Origin of the sequence: Paraburkholderia sp. JPY465, from assembly GCF_050436725.1 — a bacterium.
In the GTDB taxonomy this organism is placed as follows: Bacteria; Pseudomonadota; Gammaproteobacteria; order Burkholderiales; family Burkholderiaceae; genus Paraburkholderia; species Paraburkholderia youngii.
The window spans coordinates 167,837-191,275 of the sequence record NZ_JBNDMT010000001.1; the positions used below are offsets into that span (position 1 = coordinate 167,837).

General features: G+C 62.2%; 19 protein-coding genes. 12 read left to right on the top strand and 7 right to left on the bottom strand.

The features are described from left to right. The gene (locus QFZ94_RS00845) at window positions 1–1,098 is read right to left on the bottom strand and encodes a hypothetical protein (protein ID WP_429455278.1); all 1,098 of its coding nucleotides are present in this window, start codon (window positions 1,096–1,098) and stop codon (window positions 1–3) included. 305 nt (window positions 1,099–1,403) lie between these two features. Here QFZ94_RS00845 and QFZ94_RS00850 point away from each other — a divergent pair, with 305 nt between their 5' ends. Both QFZ94_RS00850 and QFZ94_RS00855 read left to right on the top strand, forming a co-directional pair. Next, window positions 1,404–1,982 carry an SWIM zinc finger family protein gene (locus QFZ94_RS00850; protein WP_429455280.1) on the top strand — a complete coding sequence of 193 codons (579 nt, stop codon included), beginning with the start codon at window positions 1,404–1,406 and terminating at the stop codon, window positions 1,980–1,982. Between the two features lie 30 nt (window positions 1,983–2,012). Then, on the top strand, window positions 2,013–3,242 hold the full coding sequence (locus tag QFZ94_RS00855; RefSeq protein WP_429455282.1) for a hypothetical protein: 1,230 nt from the start codon (window positions 2,013–2,015) through the stop codon (window positions 3,240–3,242). 194 nt (window positions 3,243–3,436) lie between these two features. On the opposite strand, the gene QFZ94_RS00860 is transcribed toward QFZ94_RS00855, so the two are convergent. After that, window positions 3,437–4,930 (bottom strand): hypothetical protein, encoded by a 1,494-nt coding sequence (locus QFZ94_RS00860; RefSeq protein ID WP_429455144.1) that lies wholly within the window; start codon window positions 4,928–4,930, stop codon window positions 3,437–3,439. Between the two features lie 160 nt (window positions 4,931–5,090). On the opposite strand from QFZ94_RS00860, the gene QFZ94_RS00865 reads away from it, so the two are divergent. Further along, window positions 5,091–5,423: a hypothetical protein gene (locus QFZ94_RS00865; RefSeq protein ID WP_429455284.1), complete on the top strand. Its 333-nt coding sequence runs from the start codon at window positions 5,091–5,093 to the stop codon at window positions 5,421–5,423. 200 nt (window positions 5,424–5,623) lie between these two features. Here the strand turns inward: QFZ94_RS00865 and QFZ94_RS00870 are convergent, their stop codons facing one another. After that, window positions 5,624–6,148: a hypothetical protein gene (locus tag QFZ94_RS00870; RefSeq protein WP_429455285.1), complete on the bottom strand. Its 525-nt coding sequence runs from the start codon at window positions 6,146–6,148 to the stop codon at window positions 5,624–5,626. A 601-nt stretch (window positions 6,149–6,749) separates the two neighbouring features. Here QFZ94_RS00870 and QFZ94_RS00875 point away from each other — a divergent pair. From QFZ94_RS00875 to QFZ94_RS00895, 5 genes are all read left to right on the top strand, one after another. After that, on the top strand, window positions 6,750–7,115 hold the full coding sequence (locus QFZ94_RS00875; RefSeq protein WP_429455286.1) for a plasmid mobilization protein: 366 nt from the start codon (window positions 6,750–6,752) through the stop codon (window positions 7,113–7,115). Between the two features lie 15 nt (window positions 7,116–7,130). Further along, window positions 7,131–7,445: a hypothetical protein gene (locus QFZ94_RS00880; protein ID WP_429455287.1), complete on the top strand. Its 315-nt coding sequence runs from the start codon at window positions 7,131–7,133 to the stop codon at window positions 7,443–7,445. Continuing rightward, a complete protein-coding gene (locus QFZ94_RS00885; RefSeq protein ID WP_429455290.1) occupies window positions 7,439–10,465 on the top strand; it encodes an LPD7 domain-containing protein in 3,027 nt (1,008 codons plus the stop codon). Before QFZ94_RS00880 ends, QFZ94_RS00885 begins: the two co-directional genes overlap by 7 nt. Before the next feature lie 652 nt (window positions 10,466–11,117). Further along, complete coding sequence (locus QFZ94_RS00890; protein WP_429455291.1) at window positions 11,118–11,507, top strand: hypothetical protein; 390 nt, start codon at window positions 11,118–11,120, stop codon at window positions 11,505–11,507. Window positions 11,508–11,800: 293 nt separating this feature from the next. Continuing rightward, the gene (locus QFZ94_RS00895) at window positions 11,801–12,952 is read left to right on the top strand and encodes an IS110 family transposase (RefSeq protein WP_429455293.1); all 1,152 of its coding nucleotides are present in this window, start codon (window positions 11,801–11,803) and stop codon (window positions 12,950–12,952) included. Between the two features lie 614 nt (window positions 12,953–13,566). On the opposite strand, the gene QFZ94_RS00900 is transcribed toward QFZ94_RS00895, so the two are convergent. Then, window positions 13,567–14,055, bottom strand: a complete 489-nt coding sequence (locus QFZ94_RS00900; protein ID WP_429455294.1) for a hypothetical protein — start codon at window positions 14,053–14,055, stop codon at window positions 13,567–13,569. A 235-nt stretch (window positions 14,056–14,290) separates the two neighbouring features. On the opposite strand from QFZ94_RS00900, the gene QFZ94_RS00905 reads away from it, so the two are divergent. Both QFZ94_RS00905 and QFZ94_RS00910 read left to right on the top strand, forming a co-directional pair. Further along, a complete protein-coding gene (locus tag QFZ94_RS00905) occupies window positions 14,291–14,644 on the top strand; it encodes a hypothetical protein (RefSeq protein ID WP_152854516.1) in 354 nt (117 codons plus the stop codon). A 74-nt stretch (window positions 14,645–14,718) separates the two neighbouring features. After that, window positions 14,719–15,390, top strand: coding sequence for a hypothetical protein (locus tag QFZ94_RS00910; protein WP_429455296.1), 672 nt, complete (start codon window positions 14,719–14,721; stop codon window positions 15,388–15,390). Window positions 15,391–16,381: 991 nt separating this feature from the next. On the opposite strand, the gene QFZ94_RS00915 is transcribed toward QFZ94_RS00910, so the two are convergent. Together QFZ94_RS00915 and QFZ94_RS00920 are read right to left on the bottom strand one after the other, a co-directional pair. Then, the gene (locus QFZ94_RS00915; RefSeq protein ID WP_368594271.1) at window positions 16,382–16,540 is read right to left on the bottom strand and encodes a hypothetical protein; all 159 of its coding nucleotides are present in this window, start codon (window positions 16,538–16,540) and stop codon (window positions 16,382–16,384) included. 26 nt (window positions 16,541–16,566) lie between these two features. Further along, window positions 16,567–16,788, bottom strand: coding sequence for a hypothetical protein (locus QFZ94_RS00920; protein ID WP_429455299.1), 222 nt, complete (start codon window positions 16,786–16,788; stop codon window positions 16,567–16,569). A 375-nt stretch (window positions 16,789–17,163) separates the two neighbouring features. Between QFZ94_RS00920 and QFZ94_RS00925 the strand changes: the two genes are divergently transcribed. Then, a complete protein-coding gene (locus QFZ94_RS00925) occupies window positions 17,164–18,429 on the top strand; it encodes an IS256 family transposase (RefSeq protein ID WP_429455097.1) in 1,266 nt (421 codons plus the stop codon). A gap of 310 nt (window positions 18,430–18,739) precedes the next feature. After that, window positions 18,740–22,450: an avrbs3 family type III effector protein gene (locus QFZ94_RS00930; RefSeq protein WP_429455301.1), complete on the top strand. Its 3,711-nt coding sequence runs from the start codon at window positions 18,740–18,742 to the stop codon at window positions 22,448–22,450. Window positions 22,451–22,650: 200 nt separating this feature from the next. Here QFZ94_RS00930 and QFZ94_RS00935 read toward each other — a convergent pair whose 3' ends face one another. Beyond that, on the bottom strand, window positions 22,651–23,262 hold the full coding sequence (locus tag QFZ94_RS00935; RefSeq protein ID WP_429455303.1) for a transposase: 612 nt from the start codon (window positions 23,260–23,262) through the stop codon (window positions 22,651–22,653). Window positions 23,263–23,439 lie beyond the last annotated feature (177 nt).

The following is a 23,439-nucleotide window of genomic DNA, read 5'->3' on the forward strand; positions in this document are numbered from 1 at the left end:
TTAACTCGTTGTGCGTTCGTGCAATGGCGTCGAGTTTTGTGTCGAGCAGGCCCGCGAAAGCGAGCAGGCCGTCGCGCTGGTTCTGAAGGGCACGCCGGTATGCCCCTGTACGTGACAGGTCCCGTGCTTCACGTTGCTGCAGTTCGGCAACCACGAAATCGAACAGCCGTTGACGCGTCGCGAGGTCCGGCCCAGCCAGTGACAGGATGTCACGTCGAGCCACTGAACCAGGGTGCGCAGGTCGGCAGCCAGCTCGTGCGCATGGGCTTCATTGCGCCGAAGCGTTTCCAGCGCGGCTTCGAGGAGGCTATCCTCACCACGTCGACGGGGATTGGCCAGACGCGCTTCGAGCTGCTCGCGCCCGGTGCGAGCGCCACTGGCGACACGATGCCAGAGCGTCGCTAGTGATTTACCGTGCTGGATGATGTGGAATACGTCGCCGTGACACGGCGTATCGGGCCAGGCCATTTTTTGCCCGGCACGCAGACCGGTTCCCGCATCGGCGATCGTGTGCTCAGGATCGAGGCCCTGTGCCTGCAGGTCCAGCAGATGGATGGCCCAGGTGTCGCCGTCGCGATGGGCTTCGGGGGCGAGCAGATAGCAATAGGTCGAGGCGACATCGATACCGGCGAGCACGGGTTGGGAACCCTGAAAGAGTTCGTCGTGCAGACCGACCCGGATGGGTGAGAGATCGATACCGGCGTTGATGGCGATGGCCTGCTTTGCGGCCCGCTGAAGAACGGTGTGAATCGTGCCCAGGCTGGTCGAGACGCCGAGCAGGTCGTGCATGAGTTCAAGGGTACTGCGAAACGAAACGTGGCCCACCATCGTGAGCGCCACGATGACCTGATCGAGCCATTGGCGGGTGACCGGCAGCATGAAAAGCACCTGATCTGCGTCGGCTGCCCGCGTGGTATCAAAGGCTTCATCCAGCGCTACACTGGCCGTGCCGATCTGTCGGTAGACCGTCGGGCGGCTCACGCCGTTACGCTCAGCCAGCACACTGATGGGTTCGGTGCGCGTGAGGGCCTGAAGTGCAATCGCTTTGCGTTTGTCGTCGCTCAGTCTGCCGACGCCAGATCGGGTGTTTTGAGTCATGGATGCCGCAGAGGAAAAATGGGGGCACCATTATCGCCTGGCACTCAAGGTGCCTCCCAATGTGTAACGCAGCTTTGAACCTCGCCCGAAACCGACAGGGGGATAACAGCACCGGCTGTAACCAGTGTGCCTGGGCAAATCCCAAAGGCCACCTTCCCGCAAACGTTGGCGCGTAAAATAGGCAGCCGTCGCGGACAACGGATGCCGGGAGGCCATGACAAGGACAGGCAGTCAGCACTTCACTTATCCCTGCCTGCCCACACGTTGCCGTCATGGCGGGTTGAACATGCATGGATGGGTCACTGATGTCGTCAGTTTTTTATGACCAGGCGCAGATCGCGCACTGGCTGGATTCCCGCACCGTCGCCCGGGCGCGTGATTACGTCCACGCGGTGTCGAAGCTGCGCTGGCAGGACAACGTACTCAGCGGCGAGGTGCAGGGGACCGCGCGTCGCCCCTATACGGTGGATGTACAGTTTTACGACACAGCGGATGGCCTGTGGGCCGAAAGTGAATGCTCCTGCCCGGTTGGATACGACTGCAAGCACGCCACGGCGCTGCTGATCGCAGGCCTCGAAAGAATGCCGAAGCCCCAGCCAGGCGTACGTCATGAACTCGTTAGCTGGCTGGAGACGTTTCGTGCCGAACTGGCGACTACCGCGCCCAATGCAAGGAAGGCGGCCTCGAAACCGACCCATACGCTCGCCTATGTGCTGGGCTGGTCGCGCTATCACCAGCGCCATGAAGTGCAACTCTTCAAGGCGCGCCGCAATGCCGACGGCACGATCCGCTCGATCGACGATGCGTGGAACAATGTCGAGGCCGCCCGGCGAGGTTCAAAGCTGCGTTACACATTGGGAGGCACCTTGAGTGCCAGGCGATAATGGTGCCCCCATTTTTCCTCTGCGGCATCCATGACTCAAAACACCCGATCTGGCGTCGGCAGACTGAGCGACGACAAACGCAAAGCGATTGCACTTCAGGCCCTCACGCGCACCGAACCCATCAGTGTGCTGGCTGAGCGTAACGGCGTGAGCCGCCCGACGGTCTACCGACAGATCGGCACGGCCAGTGTAGCGCTGGATGAAGCCTTTGATACCACGCGGGCAGCCGACGCAGATCAGGTGCTTTTCATGCTGCCGGTCACCCGCCAATGGCTCGATCAGGTCATCGTGGCGCTCACGATGGTGGGCCACGTTTCGTTTCGCAGTACCCTTGAACTCATGCACGACCTGCTCGGCGTCTCGACCAGCCTGGGCACGATTCACACCGTTCTTCAGCGGGCCGCAAAGCAGGCCATCGCCATCAACGCCGGTATCGATCTCTCACCCATCCGGGTCGGTCTGCACGACGAACTCTTTCAGGGTTCCCAACCCGTGCTCGCCGGTATCGATGTCGCCTCGACCTATTGCTATCTGCTCGCCCCCGAAGCCCATCGCGACGGCGACACCTGGGCCATCCATCTGCTGGATCTGCAGGCACAGGGCCTCGATCCTGAGCACACGATCGCCGATGCGGGAACCGGTCTGCGTGCCGGGCAAAAAATGGCCGGGCCCGATACGCCGTGTCACGGCGACGTATTCCACATCATCCAGCAGGGTAAATCACTAGCGACGCTCTGGCATCGTGTCGCCAGTGGCGCTCGCACCGGGCGCGAGCAGCTCGAAGCGCGTCTGGCCAATCCCCGTCGACGTGGTGAGGATAGCCTCCTCGAAGCCGCGCTGGAAACGCTTCGGCGCAATGAAGCCCATGCGCACGAGCTGGCTGCCGACCTGCGCACCCTGGTTCAGTGGCTCGAACGTGACATCCTGTCACTGGCTGGGCCGGACCTCGCGACGCGTCAACGGCTGTTCGATTTCGTGGTTGCCGAACTGCAGCAACGTGAAGCACGGGACCTGTCACGTACAGGGGCATACCGGCGTGCCCTTCAGAACCAGCGCGACGGCCTGCTCGCTTTCGCGGGCCTGCTCGACACAAAACTCGACGCCATTGCACGAACGCACAACGTGGCGCGCCATCTCGTGCGCGAGGTCTGCATGCTGCATCGCAAGTCCGAAACGTCGAGTGCGTTCTGGCAAGGGTGGAATCGCCTGCTAGCCCGCATCGGCCGCCCGTTTCACGGCGTCTGTCACGGATCGGCGTAATCGAGCCGGGGATGATCGGCGTAATGAGGCCACCTGGAATGGCCCCGAAACGCGATTTCGAAGGGACTCAAGAATGGGCGTGGTTCAAAAAGCGCGATTTTTGCGTTACACAGACGAGCGGAAGCAGCCTGCGTAAGAAAGCAGGAATAGTAAGGATTGCGGTTCAAATGGAGGCCGGCGACGACCTGCCGATATCAGGTTCGCTGAGGCTGGAGTGGGCCGAATCCGAGCAGCGTCAGCCAGTGATCGTGAGGCTTGCGGCTCATCAGTTCCCTCGGGCTCTTTCCAGTTCGCTCAGGGCATCGGCTGCGGGCAAAGCGGCGATGGTTGAAGACAAACTGCAGCAGACCAAGCCAGGCCCGCCCGCCCTTCAGATGACGCCGGTTGGTCAGGTAGACGCGCAGTCGCGAGTTGAGATTTTCGACCAGCGAGCTGCTGCGTGGTGTGCTATGCAGCGCCCCGGATACGGCGGCGTAGACGCCGTGAAACGGGCGGCCGATGCGGGCTAGCAGGCGATTCCACCCTTGCCAGAACGCACTCGACGTTTCGGACTTGCGATGCAGCATGCAGACCTCGCGCACGAGATGGCGCGCCACGTTGTGCGTTCGTGCAATGGCGTCGAGTTTTGTGTCGAGCAGGCCCGCGAAAGCGAGCAGGCCGTCGCGCTGGTTCTGAAGGGCACGCCGGTATGCCCCTGTACGTGACAGGTCCCGTGCTTCACGTTGCTGCAGTTCGGCAACCACGAAATCGAACAGCCGTTGACGCGTCGCGAGGTCCGGCCCAGCCAGTGACAGGATGTCACGTTCGAGCCACTGAACCAGGGTGCGCAGGTCGGCAGCCAGCTCGTGCGCATGGGCTTCATTGCGCCGAAGCGTTTCCAGCGCGGCTTCGAGGAGGCTATCCTCACCACGTCGACGGGGATTGGCCAGACGCGCTTCGAGCTGCTCGCGCCCGGTGCGAGCGCCACTGGCGACACGATGCCAGAGCGTCGCTAGTGATTTACCCTGCTGGATGATGTGGAATACGTCGCCGTGACACGGCGTATCGGGCCAGGCCATTTTTTGCCCGGCACGCAGACCGGTTCCCGCATCGGCGATCGTGTGCTCAGGATCGAGGCCCTGTGCCTGCAGATCCAGCAGATGGATGGCCCAGGTGTCGCCGTCGCGATGGGCTTCGGGGGCGAGCAGATAGCAATAGGTCGAGGCGACATCGATACCGGCGAGCACGGGTTGGGAACCCTGAAAGAGTTCGTCGTGCAGACCGACCCGGATGGGTGAGAGATCGATACCGGCGTTGATGGCGATGGCCTGCTTTGCGGCCCGCTGAAGAACGGTGTGAATCGTGCCCAGGCTGGTCGAGACGCCGAGCAGGTCGTGCATGAGTTCAAGGGTACTGCGAAACGAAACGTGGCCCACCATCGTGAGCGCCACGATGACCTGATCGAGCCATTGGCGGGTGACCGGCAGCATGAAAAGCACCTGATCTGCGTCGGCTGCCCGCGTGGTATCAAAGGCTTCATCCAGCGCTACACTGGCCGTGCCGATCTGTCGGTAGACCGTCGGGCGGCTCACGCCGTTACGCTCAGCCAGCACACTGATGGGTTCGGTGCGCGTGAGGGCCTGAAGTGCAATCGCTTTGCGTTTGTCGTCGCTCAGTCTGCCGACGCCAGATCGGGTGTTTTGAGTCATGGATGCCGCAGAGGAAAAATGGGGGCACCATTATCGCCTGGCACTCAAGGTGCCTCCCAATGTGTAACGCAGCTTTGAACCTCGCCCATTCTGCGTAGCGGCGACGCTCGACGGTATCAGCGGGACGGACAGTGCCCACGCCATCAACGAGGTTACAAATGTGCTGGAAACGGACATGGCGTATTACTGGAAGCCTACGCGTGCCAGCTACTTCGATCACGTACCGAAGGCGCGCATCGAAGAGGTGATCAGCGATGCCCTCTCACCGGAAGCTGCAGCGGAGCTACGCGGCATGAAGAAGGGCGGCGCTGCAGCGGCGGCTGCGCAGCTTCGGCTGTCGGAGTCGGGTTGGCTGCCCGAAGTGCTGCGTAACCGCGAGATGCCGGAACATCGAATCTACGGTTATGACGACGGCGAAGACGAAGATCCCGGTGACGAGGTCGACGCCAATAGTGGTACCGATGAGGCAGGGGAGGACGCGGTAGACGCGTGAACGACGGAGAGATGAGCCAGCAGGAGCCGTTGGGGTCCTTCACCCCGGCGGCTTTTTGCTATGGAAGGGGAGAGAAGATGAGCCGCGTCCGCATGCTAGGTCACTCAGGCTCCTCTGCAATGCTAGTTGGCCCGCGTGCACAAATAGGCGTGTTGCCCGCGCACGCGCCTGACCGGGCGCAATCGACGGTGCGGCACGGCTCAGCGCCTGGGCGGGCTGCCGTATTTGCGCGCTATTTCGTCGAGTCCAGTGCTGGAAAGCAGCGGCGGGTCGTATTGCTGCGCTTCGAGTTTGATCAACTGCATGCGCGAGAGATGCGGGTTTTCGGCAGCGAGTTCGTCGAGCGTCCTGATGCCCTCGCGAGGTGGGGAAGCGGAAGGCATGTACGCTTGCGGCGAGGGTGCCATCTGCCTGACAGGGGCGGCGGGTGCAGGCGTGGGTGCGGGCGATGCAGGATGGCTGATGGGCGTGCGTGTGCGGTTGGGTGCGCGTCGGCCCATGCGTTTGCGGATGCGATGCAGGGCGTTGTCGAAAACCGCGAGACTCATTGTGAGGCCGCGCTTTTGCAAACGGGCGTGGAGTTCGCGCCTGGACACTCCGCGCGCCATGGCCGCATCGATCTGTTCAATGAGATCTGCAAGCTGCGCGGTTTCAGAGCGGGTGGTGCTGGTTGCGGGCGCATCGAGCAGGTCTTCGGCGACGCTGGTGAGGTCAGTGAGCGGCATGGCGAGGTCTGCGGAGAGTCAACGCCGTTTGATAGTGCTATAAAAGTGCTAAATAGTCAAAGATGCGTGATGAATAAAGCTTCAATAAAGCTTTAGTTATGCAAAGTAATGCTTGAAACCTGCTATATGGGTGCTAGAGTGTTTGCTATAGATTTTTGTGGGGTGAGGGTACGTCGAATATGTTTACGCAACGCTACGCGCTTCGTAAAATATTGCGTGCCAAAGGGGCAAGCCCCTTTGAAACCCCGACGCGTGCCACTGCCCCGCGTCGATCGTTTCGACGGCTTTGCCATCGACGATAAGCACTGCCTAGTATGCGAAACGCATAAAGGAAGCATGTTCGATGATTCCGACCAGCGAATGGGTAATCCAGCTTGTGATCTGGCCGCGGGCGAAGGAGCGCGGCAGCCGGCCGTGCTACCTGCCGTGGGCGGGTTATACACAACCCATGACGGGCGACCAGGCAATGTGCGCACTGCACGAATGTCAGGCGCATTGGCCCGGCTACGAATTCCGCGCGCATACCATCCACGGCGACGAGACTCGGTTCATTCTTCCTGGGCAGTCGGCAGACTGGACCCACCCCGGAGGGTTGTAGACGATGCCGCGCAAGAAGAGCACCGATGGGGCAGGTCTCGGCAAACCGATCGCGTTCCGGTTGTCGGAGGCGGACCGCGCGGCCTATCTTGAAAAGGTGACACGAAGCGGGCTGACGCAATCGGAGTTCTTTAGGCAAGCGGTGCTGACAAACCGCACGCAGGTGATCGCGCGACCGTCAGCCAGTCCGGAGCGCAGGCGGCTTCTGTACATCTTTAACCAGGCCAGCAACAACCTGAACCGAATCGCTCACCGGGCGAACTCGGATCACGCCAGTGGCAATCTGTCAGAAGCGACCTACGAGCAGCTGCTCAACCAGATCCAGATGGTCTCCCGATATCTGAAGGCCACGCTCGCGAAGGTCGAATAGAACGAGGAGAGATGAATGCAGGAACCGCGGGCGCTCCTCACCGACGCAACCGAAAAGAGGGCAGTGGTGCCAGTGCGATCGGAGCATCAGCGCGTCTGCGCGAGCATGGCGGCAGCGACGGCAGTCATGTTGCTTGAGACGCGCCTTTACCTGTCGATGACCACAGGCGAGGACGAAGTGCTGATGCGCGTCGATTGCAGCACCGTGCGTACCATGCGCGAGGAGCGCCGCCCAATGCTGTCTGCGGGAGGCTATTTCGTACCCGGGTGTCGAGTGTCGCCGGTGCGGCTGGCCCGGCACGAGGTGCTGATGGGACGTGCCCCATGCTGATCCGGGTGCGCGGCTATCACGATGGCATCAAGGCCTATCTGGAGCAGGGCCAGAAGCAGGACCGCGAGTTCGAGCGCGACGAGATGGACGAGCGCGTGATTCTCGCCGGGGATCTCGATCTGACCTACGGCATCATTCAGTCGATTGATACGGAGGCGGAGCGCTATATCAATGTCACGCTGTCGTTCAAGGAAGACGAAGTTTCGCGCGAGCTTCTAGTTGAGATTGTCCGGGAGTTCGAGGCATTCGCCTTTGCCGCTTACCGGCCGGATGAATACAATTTTTACGCCGAGGCACACGTGCCCCGGCTCAAGAGCTACGCAGACCGGCGCAGCGGCGAGCTCGTCGAGCGCAAGGTCCATGTGCATGTCGTGATTCCGGAAATAAACCTGCTGACCGGGCGCCGACTTTACCCGTTCGGAAAGGTCGATCATAACGAGCGGTTTCTTGAGGCATTCCAGGAGCACATCAACGCGAACTACGGGTTCGCCAGTCCGAAGGATAACCGGCGGGTGAAATTTACGGATGCGTCGGAGATGATCAGCCGTTACAAGGGCGACGTGTTCGAGCCGATGAACCGCGAACTGAAGGCCGCGATCCTCGAGGCGGTACTGTCGCGCGACGTGACACGTTACGAAGATTTCCGGGCGATGCTGACCGAGTTCGGCGTGACACGTACGCGGAACGCGGGGCGCGAAGGGGAATATGAAAACGTGAAGCCGGCGGCCGCGGCGAAAGGCGTGAACCTGAAGGAGTTCGTGTTCTCGCGCGCGTTCATCGAACTCGACGCCGACGGCAAGCGTGAAGCGCTCGATCGCAATGTTCACGCGGAGTACATCGAAACGTGCGTGCCGCGTGCGACCCGGCGCTATCTCGATGCGCTTTTCGAATGGAACGATACACGTGCCCGGGAGATCAAGTATCTCAATAGCGGCAGCAGCTTCTACAAAACCTATCAGGCGGCGTCGCCGGCCGAGCAGCGGCGCATTCTCCAACACCGTGAGCAGCGGTTCTATGAGGCAGCAGGAGGGCTGAATGAGCGACTACGACGAAACGATGCTGGACCCGGGGACTGGCGAGATTGGCGGCGGCCGCCATGGCACGAGCCGGAGCCCGGGAGGCCCGACGTCAGGGGCCGGTGGCGACGTGGGGCGGATCACGACCTTGACGCTCGCTTCGATCGACCCCGCGCGCCGTCCCGAACCCCATACCGTGTGCGAGGTGTGCCCGGCCGCGGTGTGGATGGCGACGCCACGCGACCTCAAATGCTTCTGCCGGCTGATGCACTACTGGAGCTGGGAAACCAGCAAGCCGACCGAATTGACGCATTGCGATGGACTGGCGATCGCGAGCGAACGGGAAGAGAACAGCTAGACTCAAGGCATGCGTTGCTGGACGCGATCACGTCGCGCATGTATGAGAGGTGGGATTCGGCCGACGATGCTGGCCGCGCGCGGCTCGCCGCGACGGCTGCCGACAAGTTCGTGCGCGCTGGCGGACCTTTCGGCCAGCGTGTGCCGTATGGTGTGAACCCTACACTCGGCGGCGGCCGGCTGCCGGCGGATTTGGGGCCACGGGACGAGGTCCGGAGCCTCGCCGACGTCCAGTCGCTCGATGCGATCAGATCGCTGCCATTCGAGACCGCCGCGACCGCCGACGCCAACGCGCCCGGGCGCTTCAATGTGCGTGCGCGGGCCTCGACCGGCCGGGAGGCCGATACGGTTCGCGACCAGTTCGCGCGTGACCTCGTGGAGTCGCGCAACGTTCGCCGCGCACGCGAGCGCTCCGAGTTCGCAGAGATCCGCGTGTCCCTCGATGCAGGCCGGCTGCTCGCCACACTCGCGCATTCCCATGGGCTGATTATCGAGAAGTACCGTATCGGCAAGGGCGCGGACGGAGGTGACCGGATCCAGGCCGGCTTACGCAATCTGAATGTGTCGGATTTCCTCACAAAGGAGATGAATCTTTCGTGGGCAGAGGCCGCGCAACTGCTGCGCGAGGCGTACCGCGCACAGACAGGGCGTAGTCCCGAACACGCGCCACGTCATACTCCCGAGCGGGATCTCTGGGGCGAGTTCCAGCAATGGCGCGCGACGTATCGTGCCGGGATGCGTCGCGCCTGGGATGAACAGACGCAGCTTGAGAACACGCGGCGTGGCGAGATCAAGGCGACCTTCTATAGCACACGCAATGCGCTTGCGGACCGCCTGGATATGCGACCGAACGAGCGGCGGGAGCAGCTGTCGGCCGCCCGGGTAACCCGTCTGGAGGCCGAGGCCGTGCTGCGCGACCGCATCGCGCGTGAGCGTGAAGCGCTCACGCGAGCCGGTGGCCGGCCGATAACCGATCAGTACCGGGATTTCCTGCAGGAGCGGGCACAGGGAGGCGATGAACGTGCGTTGCGCGAGCTGCGCCGAATGCAGCAGGTGCGGCTGCGGACGGATCATGCGGGTGGTGCCAGCGACGGCCGGGCGGTCATGTTGAATCCCCCGTCGGCTGGCGCTGGACCGGCAACGATCGGTCGCAACGAGATCATCTACCGTGGTCCGTCGATTACTTACGAGGTACTCGCTACGGGAGAGGTCGAATACCGCCGGGACGGTACGGCATTTCTCGTCGACGAGGGCCGCACGTTGCGCCTGTGGGACAGCGAGCGGGAGGCAATCGAGCTTGCACTGCGCTTCGCCCAGCAGAAGTTCGGTTCGACGCTGTCGCTCACCGGGCCCGGGGATTTCCAAGCGGCCGCGGCGCGTGCGGCAGCCGAGCTGCCGGTACATGTCGTGTTCGAACAGCCGGAGCTCGAGCACATCCGGCAGTTGCGGCGTGCCGCACTCGATGCCGAGGCACAGGAGCGCCGGACGGCGCAGCGCGAGCGCGAGGGATGGGAGCGCGACGACCTGCGCGACGTCGTGCGTAATCCGCAGCCACCTGCTGAGGGCGATCAATCCCGTCCAGATCAGGATGGCGGCTCGCACGCTGATCCGGACGCACCGGACAGTGAGCCCGATGTTGAACGGTGAACCACCGAATCTTAGAGAACAACAATGAACCGGTTTTCAAGCATCAACCGCGGAGGCTCTTCGCGGCACCTGAAGAACGCCTCGACTCGTCAAAATGCAAAAGTTTTCGATATACAAACTTTGGCAAAACAGCATTGGCGACTGTGAAAATTACCTCGTGTATTGCGGCACGCGTGGTAACCACAAACATGTGCAGGTGGAAGCGCGGATTCAACGCAATCGTCGGCACCGATTTTTAAGGTGCCTTTGGCGGCCATTTTTGCAACTAACGCTCTTCCCGCTCCGCACGGGCGCTTCCGGTTCCCGGACCCTGCGCCTTGAGACAGCTTCGAACTCCGGCACGCATGGAAGTCTTTTGCGACAGACAGCGAGACGGTTTGCGAGGGGCGCCTCCATTCGCGAGCGACATGAACCGGTAGGCAAGAAACGAATGGGAAGAACGCTCTTTGGGAGCTAGACCTTCACCGCCGGCTTAAACGTGGAAGAGCACCGGTGCGGTTTGAAGAGTCGGACTTGGTGGCCTCTACGTCTTTCAGCCGGAATCGCTGCGGTTGGAATTCGACGTCATGTATCCGTCGCTATGATGGTCTCGATCGATCAGCGCGGTCGACGCCGATCTACAGTGCAGATCCGTTACTGAAAGGAGTGAAGCATGGAAGCGTACAACCCTCAAAACGCGCCCGAGCCTGACTCATGGCTCGAACTCGACGAACAGGAGCGCATTGCCCTGGCCGAGGCCTGGCATCGGGCGGCGCACGTCAAACTTCCAAATGTCACCGCACACGCCGTGCTTCATACCGTCGTGGAAAACCAGATTGCGATGGGTCTCGACCCTGTGGTCCAGGCCATGCATCGCCTCATAAGCGAAGGACTGACGCGGCACGATGCTATTCACGCGATCGGCTCGGTGGTCGCCGGGCATCTGTACGACGTTCTGAGCGCGGGGCAGAAAGGCAATGTTGACGATTCCCAGGCCCGCTATCTTGCAGCGGTGGAGCGGCTGACCGCAAAAGGGTGGCGCAAAGGAGGAAACAGTCATTGAAACGTCATCCATGATTCGAAGTGAGACACCGTTTCGCGCGGGGTGTCACGCCGGCAGGGTTTCAACCCAGCGCTTCCAGACGGCGTTGGCAACGTTTATCTTCGCCACCGCGTCGATAACTTTGCATGGCCTTTGTGCGGTCCCGGGCAACGCTATTGTCTTCCGCACCCCAGACACCTTCCCAGAAAAGTCCGAGATTGTGTGCCGAGATGCTATGGGGGGGGGCCGTCGAAGTTCAGCCCGAAGGAGTAAAACAGGAGTTGCATATCCGTTTTCTCCGAAGGAGCACGCAAATGGACACGCCTGACACAGCCCTACACGGGCAGAATACGACGGCAAGTGGCCGCCTGTACATGGCTTTTGAACTGGGCGAGAAGAACTGGAAGCTCTCACTGGGTGATGGCCAGCGCGCGCCCAGCCGATGTACCGTTGCCGCTGGTGATGCCACTGCCGTTCTCATCGCCGTCGCGAACGCGAGGGCGCGTTGCGCGCTCGGCGCCCACGTATCCGTCTACAGCTGTTACGAGGCCGGCCGTGACGGCTTCTGGCTGCACCGCTGGCTGACTGAACAGGGCATCGTCAATCTCGTCGTGGATTCGGCCAGTATCGAGGTGAACCGCCGTGCGCGTCGCGCCAAGACCGACCGGCTTGACAGCGACCAGTTGCTGTTGATGCTCATGCGCTATTACGCGGGCGAGCGGCGCGTGTGGGCGGTGGCACGCATTCCCACGCCCGAGCAGGAGGACGACCGGCGCCTGCACCGCGAGCTCGAACGCCTCCGGCAGGAGCGTACCGCGCACATCAACCGGATCCGTTCCCTGCTGGTACTGCACAACCTTCGGGTCACCTCTGTCGGCGGTCGCATCTGGGCGCACTGGTGGACCCGTCAGCACGAGCTGCTGGCGCCCGCGCTGCGCGCCGAGATTGACCGCGAATGTGAGCGGCTCGCACTGGTGCGCCAGCAGATCCGCATGCTCGAAGCGCAACAGGACCGGCAGGTGCGTAGCGGCGCGCACCCCGGCATGGCGCTGCTGGCACAGCTTGTGGGCATCGGTACCGGCAGCGCATGCACCCTGGTCAGGGAGCTGTTCGGCTGGCGGCAGTTTCGCAACCGCCGCGAAGTGGCCGGCTGTCTGGGTCTGACGCCCACGCCGTACGCGAGCGGCAACAGCGAGGTTGAACTCGGTATTAGCAAGGCGGGCAACCGGCGATGTCGCTGGCTGATGGTCGAACTCGCCTGGAGCTGGCTACGTTTTCAGCCCGGCAGCGAGCTCAGCCACTGGTTCAACCGGCGCTTTGCCGGCTCCGGCAAGCGGATGCGGCGCGTTGGAATCGTCGCGCTCGCACGGCGTCTCGCAATCGCGCTGTGGCGCTATCTCGAACATGATGAAATTCCTGCTGGTGCCATCCTCAAATCGCGAGGTGTCAACATGGCAAGTATCTGACGAGAGTTGAAGAACGACGGCATCTAAAGGTCAACGCGCCCGCACAAGGCCTGGGCTACCCATGCGGTAGCCGTTGCCTGAGATGGGGCGCGTCGGTAACAGGGTGGCACCAGCGCTTTGCGCATGCGGCATAAGGTGACCGGTCTGTCAGGCCGGCACGGATAGAAGGTCGACCAGGCCATTGCCGGTCCCATCACCCACCCTGACCTGAACGACATTGGCATGCCGACCACCTGCGAGAAGGTCCATGCAATTACGCCTAACCTGCACCCATTACGGTGGGTCGTCTACGCCCAGCTCGCGTCCGGTCGTAAGAGGCGACCACTCGAGGCTGGCCGTAGACGACGGATCGCCACGGGGCACATTTACTTCGCACAACAGAGAGTTTTTATCGGAACGGGCTTGACTTTCAACTCCCCATAGAAGGCCATTGCCGGTCCCATCACCCACCCTGACCTGAACGACATTGGCATGCCGACCACCTGCGAGAAGGTCCATGCAATTACGCCTAACCTGCACCCATTACGGTGGGTCGTCTACGCCCAGCTCGCGTCCGGTCGTAAGAGGCGACCACTCGAGGCTGGCCGTAGACGACGGATCGCCACGGGGCACATTTACTTCGCACAACAGAGAGTTTTTATCGGAACGGGCTTGACTTTCAACTCCCCATAGAAGGCCTTGTGTCCCAGGTCAATGGCCTGCTCGTACAGCGAGCGCGCACGGATTGCGTCCACCTGCATGCCGCGCAGACGACCGTCCGCGGTCTCGTCCTTCATCACGTCTTCAAGAATCGCGTTACCTCTGCCAAAGTCCGCCTCTCCTCCTGTTGGTGTGACGAGAGAAATAGCCATGGCCATTCGCCAGGCGGGATGGCGGTTCGCGCCAATACGCTCCAGCAACCAGCGGCCCAGATGGGGTGCGCGGTTTAACGTGCTGGTGAGCAGTGCATTTGCGATCGCCGCGAGTGACTCCGGTGACAGGAATCCAGTCTTGTTTGCCGCAATGACGTGGCGCGAGAACTTTTCGACATCCAGTGTAGGGTCAGCGTGGCGCAACTGATGCCATTCGCGCTCGATTGTCCGGACCCAGCTTTCCATTTGCATGGGAGCAATCTCCCGGTGAAGAATGCACCTGATTCTAGCTCACCTTTTGCCAATTGCAATGTCGGGATCCCGTGTCCGTGGCTGCGTACGTTCGGCAGGTGGCGGTGCCAGGCAGTGAGGAGGAGAGGTATAATAATGTGCACTATTTATACCTCAGGCACGCGTCGCTGGCGGCGACCGCATGTTCAGCGCTCAGTCCGATTCGCGTGAGGTGATAGAAGGAGATGGTTCCACGATGGCTAATGCATTCGAACTCATTGCCCTGGCGCTGCCTGGCGATGTCGCGCCCGAGTCACTGCCCGCCACCGTCCGCCAGTTCGTCGCCGACTGCTGGCCCGGAATGAGCCGCGGCCAGTTGCTCGCCCGCGCGCGGCGCCTGGCGCTGCGGCCGTCGCTGCGCGCAGGTTCGGCGACTGCGCCGGGTGAGATTGGCCGCTTTGCGCTGACCCTTACGGCGGGCGTCGAGATCGTGTCCCTGATCGCGCATCTGCGCCGCGTTGCACAGCGCCGCGCCTCCGCGCGCAGTCGCAAGGGGGCCACCGCCTCCCGGCCGCCCGCGCGCGATCCGCGCCAGGCGTTGCTGTTCTGAGGGTGCGGCAAATGGGACGACCCCGGATCGAATGGAGCGACTCGCAGGTGCGCGCAATCTCGAGTGCGGTTGCGATGCTCGACCGTCACTTCCCACGGGACAACACGGGTTTTCTGGACGGGCTCGTTGCGGCGGTACGCGCTACGACGGGCCGTGTCTATGGCGCCACGACCTACGGTCGGTTGTTGCGGGATGTCGCGCCGCAGGTCGGAGTACGTCGGCGCCCCAGTACGCCGACAATCCAGTCCGCGGTGTTGCGCGCGCAGGCGCTCGAGCGTGGCGCCGTACAGGCGGCTGCCGAAGCGTCCGCGCTGCTTCCTGCTGACTCGCGCGTAGCAACGGCTGCCGCCGTAAAACAACTGTCCGCGGTGGCCCAGCGCAGGAAACGTGAAGACGCCCGACATCCCGTCACCGTCGATGCTGACGCGCTGCGCGCCTCGCTCACGCCACTGTTGCGCGAACTGCTGCGCGAGAGCGTCGCGCAGCTGCATGCACGAGCCGGCCAAGGGGTGTCATCCAATGCGGACGACGAGAGCGCACGCGAGCTGCAGCTGACGACGGCCACGCTCAAGGACGCACGTGCGAGGATCCGTCAGCTCGAGTCCGAAATGGGTGAACTGCGCCGCGAACTTGGTGCCGCGCAGGCCGCGCGCGATCTCGCGGGTGTGCACGTCAGTGCGATGCTGGAGGATCTGCGCGAAGCGATCGCAGCGTCGCGCCAGGGCCGCAAGGCAGCTCGCCGGTAACTCGAAATGCGGGGAAGAGTCCGCGGCTGCGGTCGTGTGCCTGGATTCGACGGGGGCTGGAATCAGCTTTAACCGGGCGAGTGAACACCAAAAGGACCAGTTCCAATACCTGACGAAAATCTGTCAAGACGAAAGATTCAACATATAGCTCGTATTCCTACGCAATTGTGGAATGGGACCGATCGTGGTTTCCTCGGGACGTTGCCTGAATTGGTATTGAGGTCGGGTAGCAGCGGTGCATTACTGCACCGCCGCCCCCTAAGAATCGTGCATGCGGGTTTCCCCGCACACGGCCAAAGCCTTTCAAAGCCCCATTGCCGGGAACGGTTTCACTACTGAGACTCCGAGGGCACGCGCGATCCGATGACAATCCGGTGAAGCATCGTCAGGTTATTAATCGTGTCCTTTCCGCCATCGATCTCTCGTTCCAAGTGAAGTAGACGCCACCCACTGGATTTCGTGATCAACTGATGCCAGGCTGGACAGGACCGCTGCTGATCGAGCCACAACCGGATCAGCCGCATCCGGCCCTTGAGCGAGTCCATCATCGCGAAGCCTAACCGCTCTTCGAAATAACTTTCCTACTGCGGGTCGAACGGGTTTGCGACACCCTTGACCTTACGGTGCCGCCGAATCGGCGTACCGACAATGTCGTATAGCGTCAGAAGTTCGCGCTTTCCAATGCCGTAGAACATATTGAATCTGTCTCAATTGCGGATAGAAATTTGTCAACTCGCATCGGTGTGCAAAATCGCAACTAACTGTCAGTTCCCATCACCACTCTCTCAGCTTCGCCACAAACCGTCTTGCAAACAGAAGGGCAGTTTGGCCGACCGAACGAATTTTGCAGATGCTGTCTGCAAAATCGCTCACGCATCAGCGAATGACCGGTCACGCGAACATCGAGCGGGCCTTGTCGGCCATGAGGCGATGTTCGCCTCTGTCGGCAATTGGACATTTCGAAGAGCGCTTTGTATCCGAAAGCGCCCATTCAGCGCCTGTGCTGCATCACGTCCCAACAATGACGATGGTCCATCTGCCTGAGTTGCCGCCGCCGGATCAATTCGCGTCGATAGTGAGCGGCAACCAGCAGCACGGCGGAAGTCAGCCCAAACAGACCGACGGCGATTCCTGTCCACGATTCGGCCACGGAATACTCCTTGACTGCGGAACGGATTACGCAAGATGTGTCATTCGTCGTTCGGGACACGAGCGGCGGCCTTGAGGAGCAAGGTGTCCGTCGCTGGTAATGAGCGGGCGTTGCTGGCCGGATGCGCGTTGTTCCAGCGTGACGAGCTGGCGGTCCAGAAGCGCCTCCAGATCCGCACCGTCCAGACACATCAGGTCGGGCGCATCCTTGAGCAGCATGAGGGTGGCGAATTCACGTGGACTTAGCATCTCCGTCTCCTAGCTACACCTGCCGTTTCGCTGGGAACCTGATCCATCGGCCTCGCTTCGCGAGCAGGATCAATTCGGGGATGGCGGCTGCGGAATGCGCCCCTGTGAAGACCTCAATGATCTTCCTTTTGGGCACTTTGATGCCGTCGGCCCGCGAGGGTCCGCCTTCTTTAGCGTGTCCCACCCGATAGGTGGGGGGGTTCATTCCATTTGTCGCTACACCGGACGCAATCATTGTCGCCCCCCATCCGAGCTATTGTCGAATCTGGTGTACAGCGGGAGCGGCGGGAATTTGAGAAGGCGGTGGCGGTCTAGCGAGAATGTTGCTTGTCAAAGGCACAACCAGCGAACCCGAGAAGGCCGGACCCGACCACCATGAAGAAGATTACGCAAGAAGCGAACAGCAGTAAAGCGCAAACGAAAAGCGTGCTAGATGAGCTGATCCAGCAAGGCGCGCGGCAGATCATTCAGCAGGCAGTCGAGGTGGAACTGGCGACCATGCTCGAACAGTACAGCAACGTGAAGTCGATCGACGGCCGGCGTGCCGTGGTGCGCAACGGCTACCTGCCCGAGCGCGAGGTCGTCACAGCGATCGGTCCGGTGACGGTTCAGGTGCCGAAGGTGCGGGATCGTTCGGGCTCGGGCATCCGGTTCAATTCGACGATCGTGCCGCCGTACGTGCGCAAGTCCGCGCGCGTGTCGGCAGCGCTGCCGTGGCTGTACCTGCGAGGCATCTCGACGGGCGACATGAGCGAAGCCATGGGCATCATGCTGGGCGGCCAGGTCAGCGGCATGTCGCCGAACGTCGTGAGCCGGCTGAAGGCCCAATGGGCCGATGAGCATGAGCAGTGGAATCGGCGTGAGCTGTCGTCGGCGCGCTGGGTCTACTGGTGGGCCGACGGCATTCACACCGGTGTGCGCAGCGACGATTCCGACGGCCAGTGCCTGCTGGTGATCGTTGGCGTCAAACCGGACGGGACGAAGGAACGTGTGGCCATCGGTGACGGCTACCGGGAATCGAAGGCATCGTGGAGCGAACTGCTGCTCGATCTGAAGAAGCGCGGCCTGCCGTCGGGGCCACTGCTGGCCTGCGGCGATGGCGCGATGGGATTCTGGGCCGCGATGGAGGAAGTGTTCCCGCAGACGAAGCATCAGCGCTGCTGGTTTCACAAGATGGGTAACGTGCTCAATGCGCTGCCGAAATCGCAGCAGGCTCGAGGCAAGAAGGCGATGCAGGACATCTGGATGGCGGCCACGCGCGCTGATGCACTGGCCGCATTCAATCACTTCGTCGACGCGTACTCGGCAAAGTACCCGAAGGTCGCCGAAAAGCTGACGGAAGATCGTGACGAGCTGCTCGCGTTTTACGATTTCCCGGCTGAACACTGGCAGCATCTGCGCACCACGAACCCGATTGAATCGACCTTTGCGACGGTGCGCCATCGCACGAAACGCACGCGCAACTGTGTATCGCGCGCGACGTTCCTCGGGCTGGCGTTCAAGCTGATCGAGTCGGCCGAAGAATCGTGGCGGCGCATCCGCGCCCCGGAAAAGCTCACTTCGATGCTTGACGGGATGACGTTCAAGGATGGAGAACCGGTGACCGACAGCACACCGGCTCAGCAATCGCTAGCCGCCTGATTACGCCGAGACCGCATACACCAGATTTGACTTTAACTCCCCATCCATGCCGGCCTCCTGTGCATCAAGTGGGTCTCGCAACCTCAACTCTACGCCCGCCGCTTCACCACAACGGCGTGGGGCCGGCTATATGATTACCAGAACCGAAAACAGTTCGCTTGCGCTGCCGTCATTTCGCTATGCGCGAGACAGGCCCTGCGACTGTGGGTCAGCATGATTTTGTCCGAGTGATCTCGCTGACACACAGCGCGCCATTCTGACGGCGCGCCGCTGCGGGTCGCCCTGCCTTCGGGTAGCGGGAGAGGAAGACATGAGAATCGACAGTACAAACGGCACATCCAACGACGCGTCCTTTTCGCCTGAACAGGACAATGAGGCTTCTACTGCCCAGGAGGGCGTAGCCCGGCGCCGGGCACACTCGGCTGGCGACGACGTGCTTGCCCCGTTGCGCCGCCGGACCGATTTCGGCCACGTGGAGGGCGTATTGAGACCTGTGCAGTCCTGGGTGCCTGGTCAGTCACGTCCTACGACGCCACCTGCCCAGCCTCCCAGCCCCGGACTTGCTTCGCCGTCCAGGCTGCAGCACAGTCCGGGACTGGACGCGCTCACCCATGAGCAGGAGAGGACGTTGGTTGCCGCCTGGCAGGCTCCTGTGCCGTCACATGCCGGGTTGCGTCTGGAGCCGCAATCCGACCGCTTGTCCACCGGGGCCACGTCACCATCTTTGCCCCCTAGCACATCAAGCTCCGATGCGGCCGCGCAAACTTCCGCAACTGCGCACGCCCCGACCGGCTCGGCTGGTCTGCTAGCCCTAGGCTATACCAAGGAGCAGCTTCGAAAGCTCAAACCGGAAAATTCCAGTGAAATTGCGAAGTATCACGATCAGCTGACGGAACACGGGTTCACCCATGCCGAAATCTGCCAGATCAGTAACCGGCGGCAGTCGCTGAAGGTCGTGGCCCGAGACTACCAAGCCCTAGTTGCTGCGCTCCCCGGCTTGGAACGCAGTCACATCGTGACCATCGCCCGGCAGAGGTCGGGAAACCTTGCGCTGGAGGCACTGCTGTGGACAGCAGCAGATCTGGCGGCGGAGCCCCTTAGGCTGGATGTCTCGCAGATTGCAGGAATTGCTCAATACGGCGCGCGACCCGCCATCCTGCTGGTACATAAGCTGCGGGAGGAGTTCACGCGTCCGCCGCTGAATCTTACGCCGCAGCAAGTGGTGGCGATCGCCAGCAACGTTGGCGGTAAGCAGGCGCTGGAGGCGGTCAAGGCGCTCCTCCCCAGGTTGCGTGAGCCACCCTATGGCCTGAAGACAGAACAGGTGGTGGCGATCGCCAACAACAATGGTGGCAAGCAGGCGCTGGAGGCGGTCAAGGTCCTCCTCCCCTGGTTGCGTAAGCCACCCTATGGCCTAGGCACGGAACAGGTGGTGGCGATCGCCAACAACGGGGGTGGCAAACAGGCGCTGGAGGCGGTCAAGGCGCTGCTCCCGGAATTGTGCCAGCCTCCCTATAAACTGACAGCCGCACAGGTGGTGGCGATCGCCAGCAACAATGGTGGCAAGCAGGCGCTGGAGGCGGTCAAGGCGCTGCTCCCCCAGTTGCGTGAGCAACCCTATGGCCTGAGCACCGCACAGACGGTGGCGGCCGCCAGCAACATTGGTGGCAAGCAGGCGCTGGAGGCGGTCAAGGCGCTGCTCCCGGAATTGTGCCAGCCGCCCTACAACCTGAGCGCCGGGCAGGTGGTGGCGATCGCCAGCAACATTGGTGGCAAGCAGGCGCTGGAGGCAGTCAAGGCGCTGCTCCCCCAGTTGCGTGAGCCACCCTATGGCCTGAACACAAAACAGGTGGTGGCGATCGCCAGCAACGGGGGTGGCAAACAGGCGCTGGAGGCGGTCAAGGCGCTCCTCCCCAGGTTGGGTAAGCCACCCTATGGCCTAGGCACAGAACAGGTGGTGGCGATCGCCAGCAACCATGGTGGCAAGCAGGCGCTGGAGGCGGTCAAGGTGCTGCTACCGGAATTGTGCCAGCCTCCCTATAAACTGAGAGCCGGACAGGTGGTGGCGATCGCCAGCAACATTGGTGGCAAATCGGCGCTGGAGGCAGTCAAGGCGCTCCTCCCCCAGTTGCGTGAGCCACCCTATCGCCTGAGCACCGCACAGGTGGTGGCGATCGCCAGCAACATCGGTGGCAAGCAGGCCATGGAGGCAGTCAAGGCGCTGCTCCCCCAGTTGCGTGAGCCACCCTATGGCTTGGGCACAGAACAGGTGGTGGCGATCGCCAGCAATGATGGCGGCAAGCAGGCTCTGGAGGCAGTCAAGGCGCTGCTACCGGAGTTGTGCCAGCCTCCCTATAAACTGAGAGCCGCACAGGTGGTGGCGATCGCCAGCAACAATGGTGGCAAGCAGGCGCTGGAGGCGGTCAAGGTGCTGCTCCCGGAATTGTGCCAGCCGCCCTACAACCTGAGCGCCGCACAGGTGGTGGCGATCGCCAGCAATGATGGCGGCAAGCAGGCGCTGGAGGCGGTCAAGGTGCTGCTCCCGGAATTGTGCCAGCCGCCCTACAACCTGAGCGCCGGGCAGGTGGTGGCGATCGCCAGCAATGATGGCGGCAAGCAGGCGCTGGAGGCGGTCAAGGTGCTGCTCCCGGAATTGTGCCAGCCGCCCTACAACCTGAGCGCCGCACAGGTGGTGGCGATCGCCAGCAATGATGGCGGCAAGCAGGCGCTGGAGGCGGTCAAGGTGCTGCTCCCGGAATTGTGCCCGCCGCCCTGCAACCTGAGCGCCGGGCAGGTGGTGGCGATCGCCAGCAACATTGGTGGCAAGCAGGCGCTGGAGGCAGTCAAGGCGCTGCTCCCGGAATTGTGCCAGCCGCCCTACAACCTGAGCGCCGCACAGGTGGTGGCGATCGCCAGCAATGATGGCGGCAAGCAGGCGCTGGAGGCGGTCAAGGTGCTGCTCCCGGAATTGTGCCAGCCGCCCTACAACCTGAGCGCCGCACAGGTGGTGGCGATCGCCAGCAATGATGGCGGCAAGCAGGCGCTGGAGGCGGTCAAGGTGCTGCTCCCGGAATTGTGCCCGCCGCCCTGCAACCTGAGCGCCGGGCAGGTGGTGGCGATCGCCAGCAACATTGGTGGCAAGCAGGCGCTGGAGGCAGTCAAGGCGCTGCTCCCCCAGTTGCGTGAGCCACCCTATGGCCTAGGCACAGAACAGGTGGTGGCGATCGCCAGCAACAATGGTGGCAAGCAGGCGCTGGAGGCGGTCAAGGTGCTGCTACCGGAATTGTGCCAGCGGCCCCATGGTCTGAGCACCGGGCAGGCCGTCGCCCTAGCCTGCATCGGTGGTCGACCTGCGCTGGAGACAGCACGGCACACACAAGCGCCGATTCGGCGAATGCAAATCAGCCCGGCTTCCAACCCAGCACCCACGCCCACCAGGTATGGGCCAACGCCCGCGCAATGCGTAGCAGTCCTGCAGTTCTTCCACGACTATCTTCCACCTAGGTCATCGGCCTTCGCCGACGCCAAAGCCAAATTCCAAGTGTCAAGAGTCGATTTGCTCAGGCTGCTTGCCAGTCTCGGCGTGACCGAGGCTGAAGCGCTCAGCGGTACGCTGCCCGACGCAGGGCTGCGCTGGCAGCGTTTGCTCAACCGCCTGAACCTGCCGCCGCGGGCAGATGCTGCGCAGCCTTCATCTGCCGGGGCCATGCAAGGTTTCGCCGAATCATTAGAGCGCTCGCTGGAATCCCCAAGCCCCGTCCGAAACTCTGCCTTGGCGCACCACGCAGCATCGACCGGGCCCGAAAACGCTGAAGGCTTCGACTTAGGCGGCTCAGGTACGCTCGAGGAGCTTTCAGCAGCGGACTTGAACTGGCTACTGGAGCTGCTGGGGCGCCCTGCATATCCGCCTAGCGGCGGTTCCGGTGCAGCCCCCTTGCCCGGCACCTCCGCAAGTGATGACGACTGGCTAGACGAAATAGTGGTTGTGCCAACATCTCCTAGTGTTCTGTCCCAGAACTAACTTTCAACTGATTGCGGGTTTCAAGCAGACTGAAGTTGCATTTGATCAGTAATGCATATGTTTCATGAAATACATGAGTTGGCAAGACTGGCAACGCGAAGCGGAAGTCTGATTTGCGAAGTGCTCGACATGGTAACGACGCGCGCGGCCATGGCGCAATGCGCCGGCGAAGTAGCGACAAGCCGCCCTGAGGGCCGCGATCAGCTGCGGCAGTAGTGCCTCAGGTTGATCATCGTGTAGGCGAGCGTCTTGAGCGCGTAGTGCACGGCACTGATGCGTTCGAAGCGCAGCAGCAGGCGGCGGAAGGTGTCCTCCCAGGCGAACACGCGCTCGATGGTGCTGAAGCGCTCCTCGAAGATGGCCGCGTCGAAATGCCGTCTGCGACCGCGCCCACGCGGGTTCTCGGGAATGTTGGGCCTCATGCCGCGGTTGAAGATCGCACGGCGGTTTTCGCGGCAGTCGTAGACGCCATCCAGACTGACGGTTGAGCCCTGCAGGTTCGCACCAATGGCGCGCGCAATGGCGGTGGGTTTGGGCAGCGCGTTACGCAGCAGGGGTGATGCGTTGCGATTGCCCGGCGCCGTCACGAATGGCGCGATGATGTTGCAGTTGCGATCGCAGAAGGCCACCACCTTGTCGCCCTTCAGATGCTTGTGCCCGCTGTAGCCCAGGTTGTCGCCGCCTTTCTTTGCCGCTGTGGTCGTGCCGTCGCCATGGATGTTCGCGAGGTCGAGGAGCTGGTCCCGATGCAGTTGATCGACCGAGCCCGCGAAGACCCGGTCGATGCTGCCGTCAGCCTGCCAGCGTCGCATGATCCGGTAGATGCGGGTGTGGTGGATTTCAGGCAGCCCCTTTGCATCCGTTTCGTTGCGATGCGCGCACAGGCTGACACCCCATATAGAGCGCCTTCAGGACGTAGTTGAACATCCTCTGTAACGGCAACGTCGGCGGCGGGCCGCGCCGGCCCCGGCTCAGGTGCGGCAAGACAA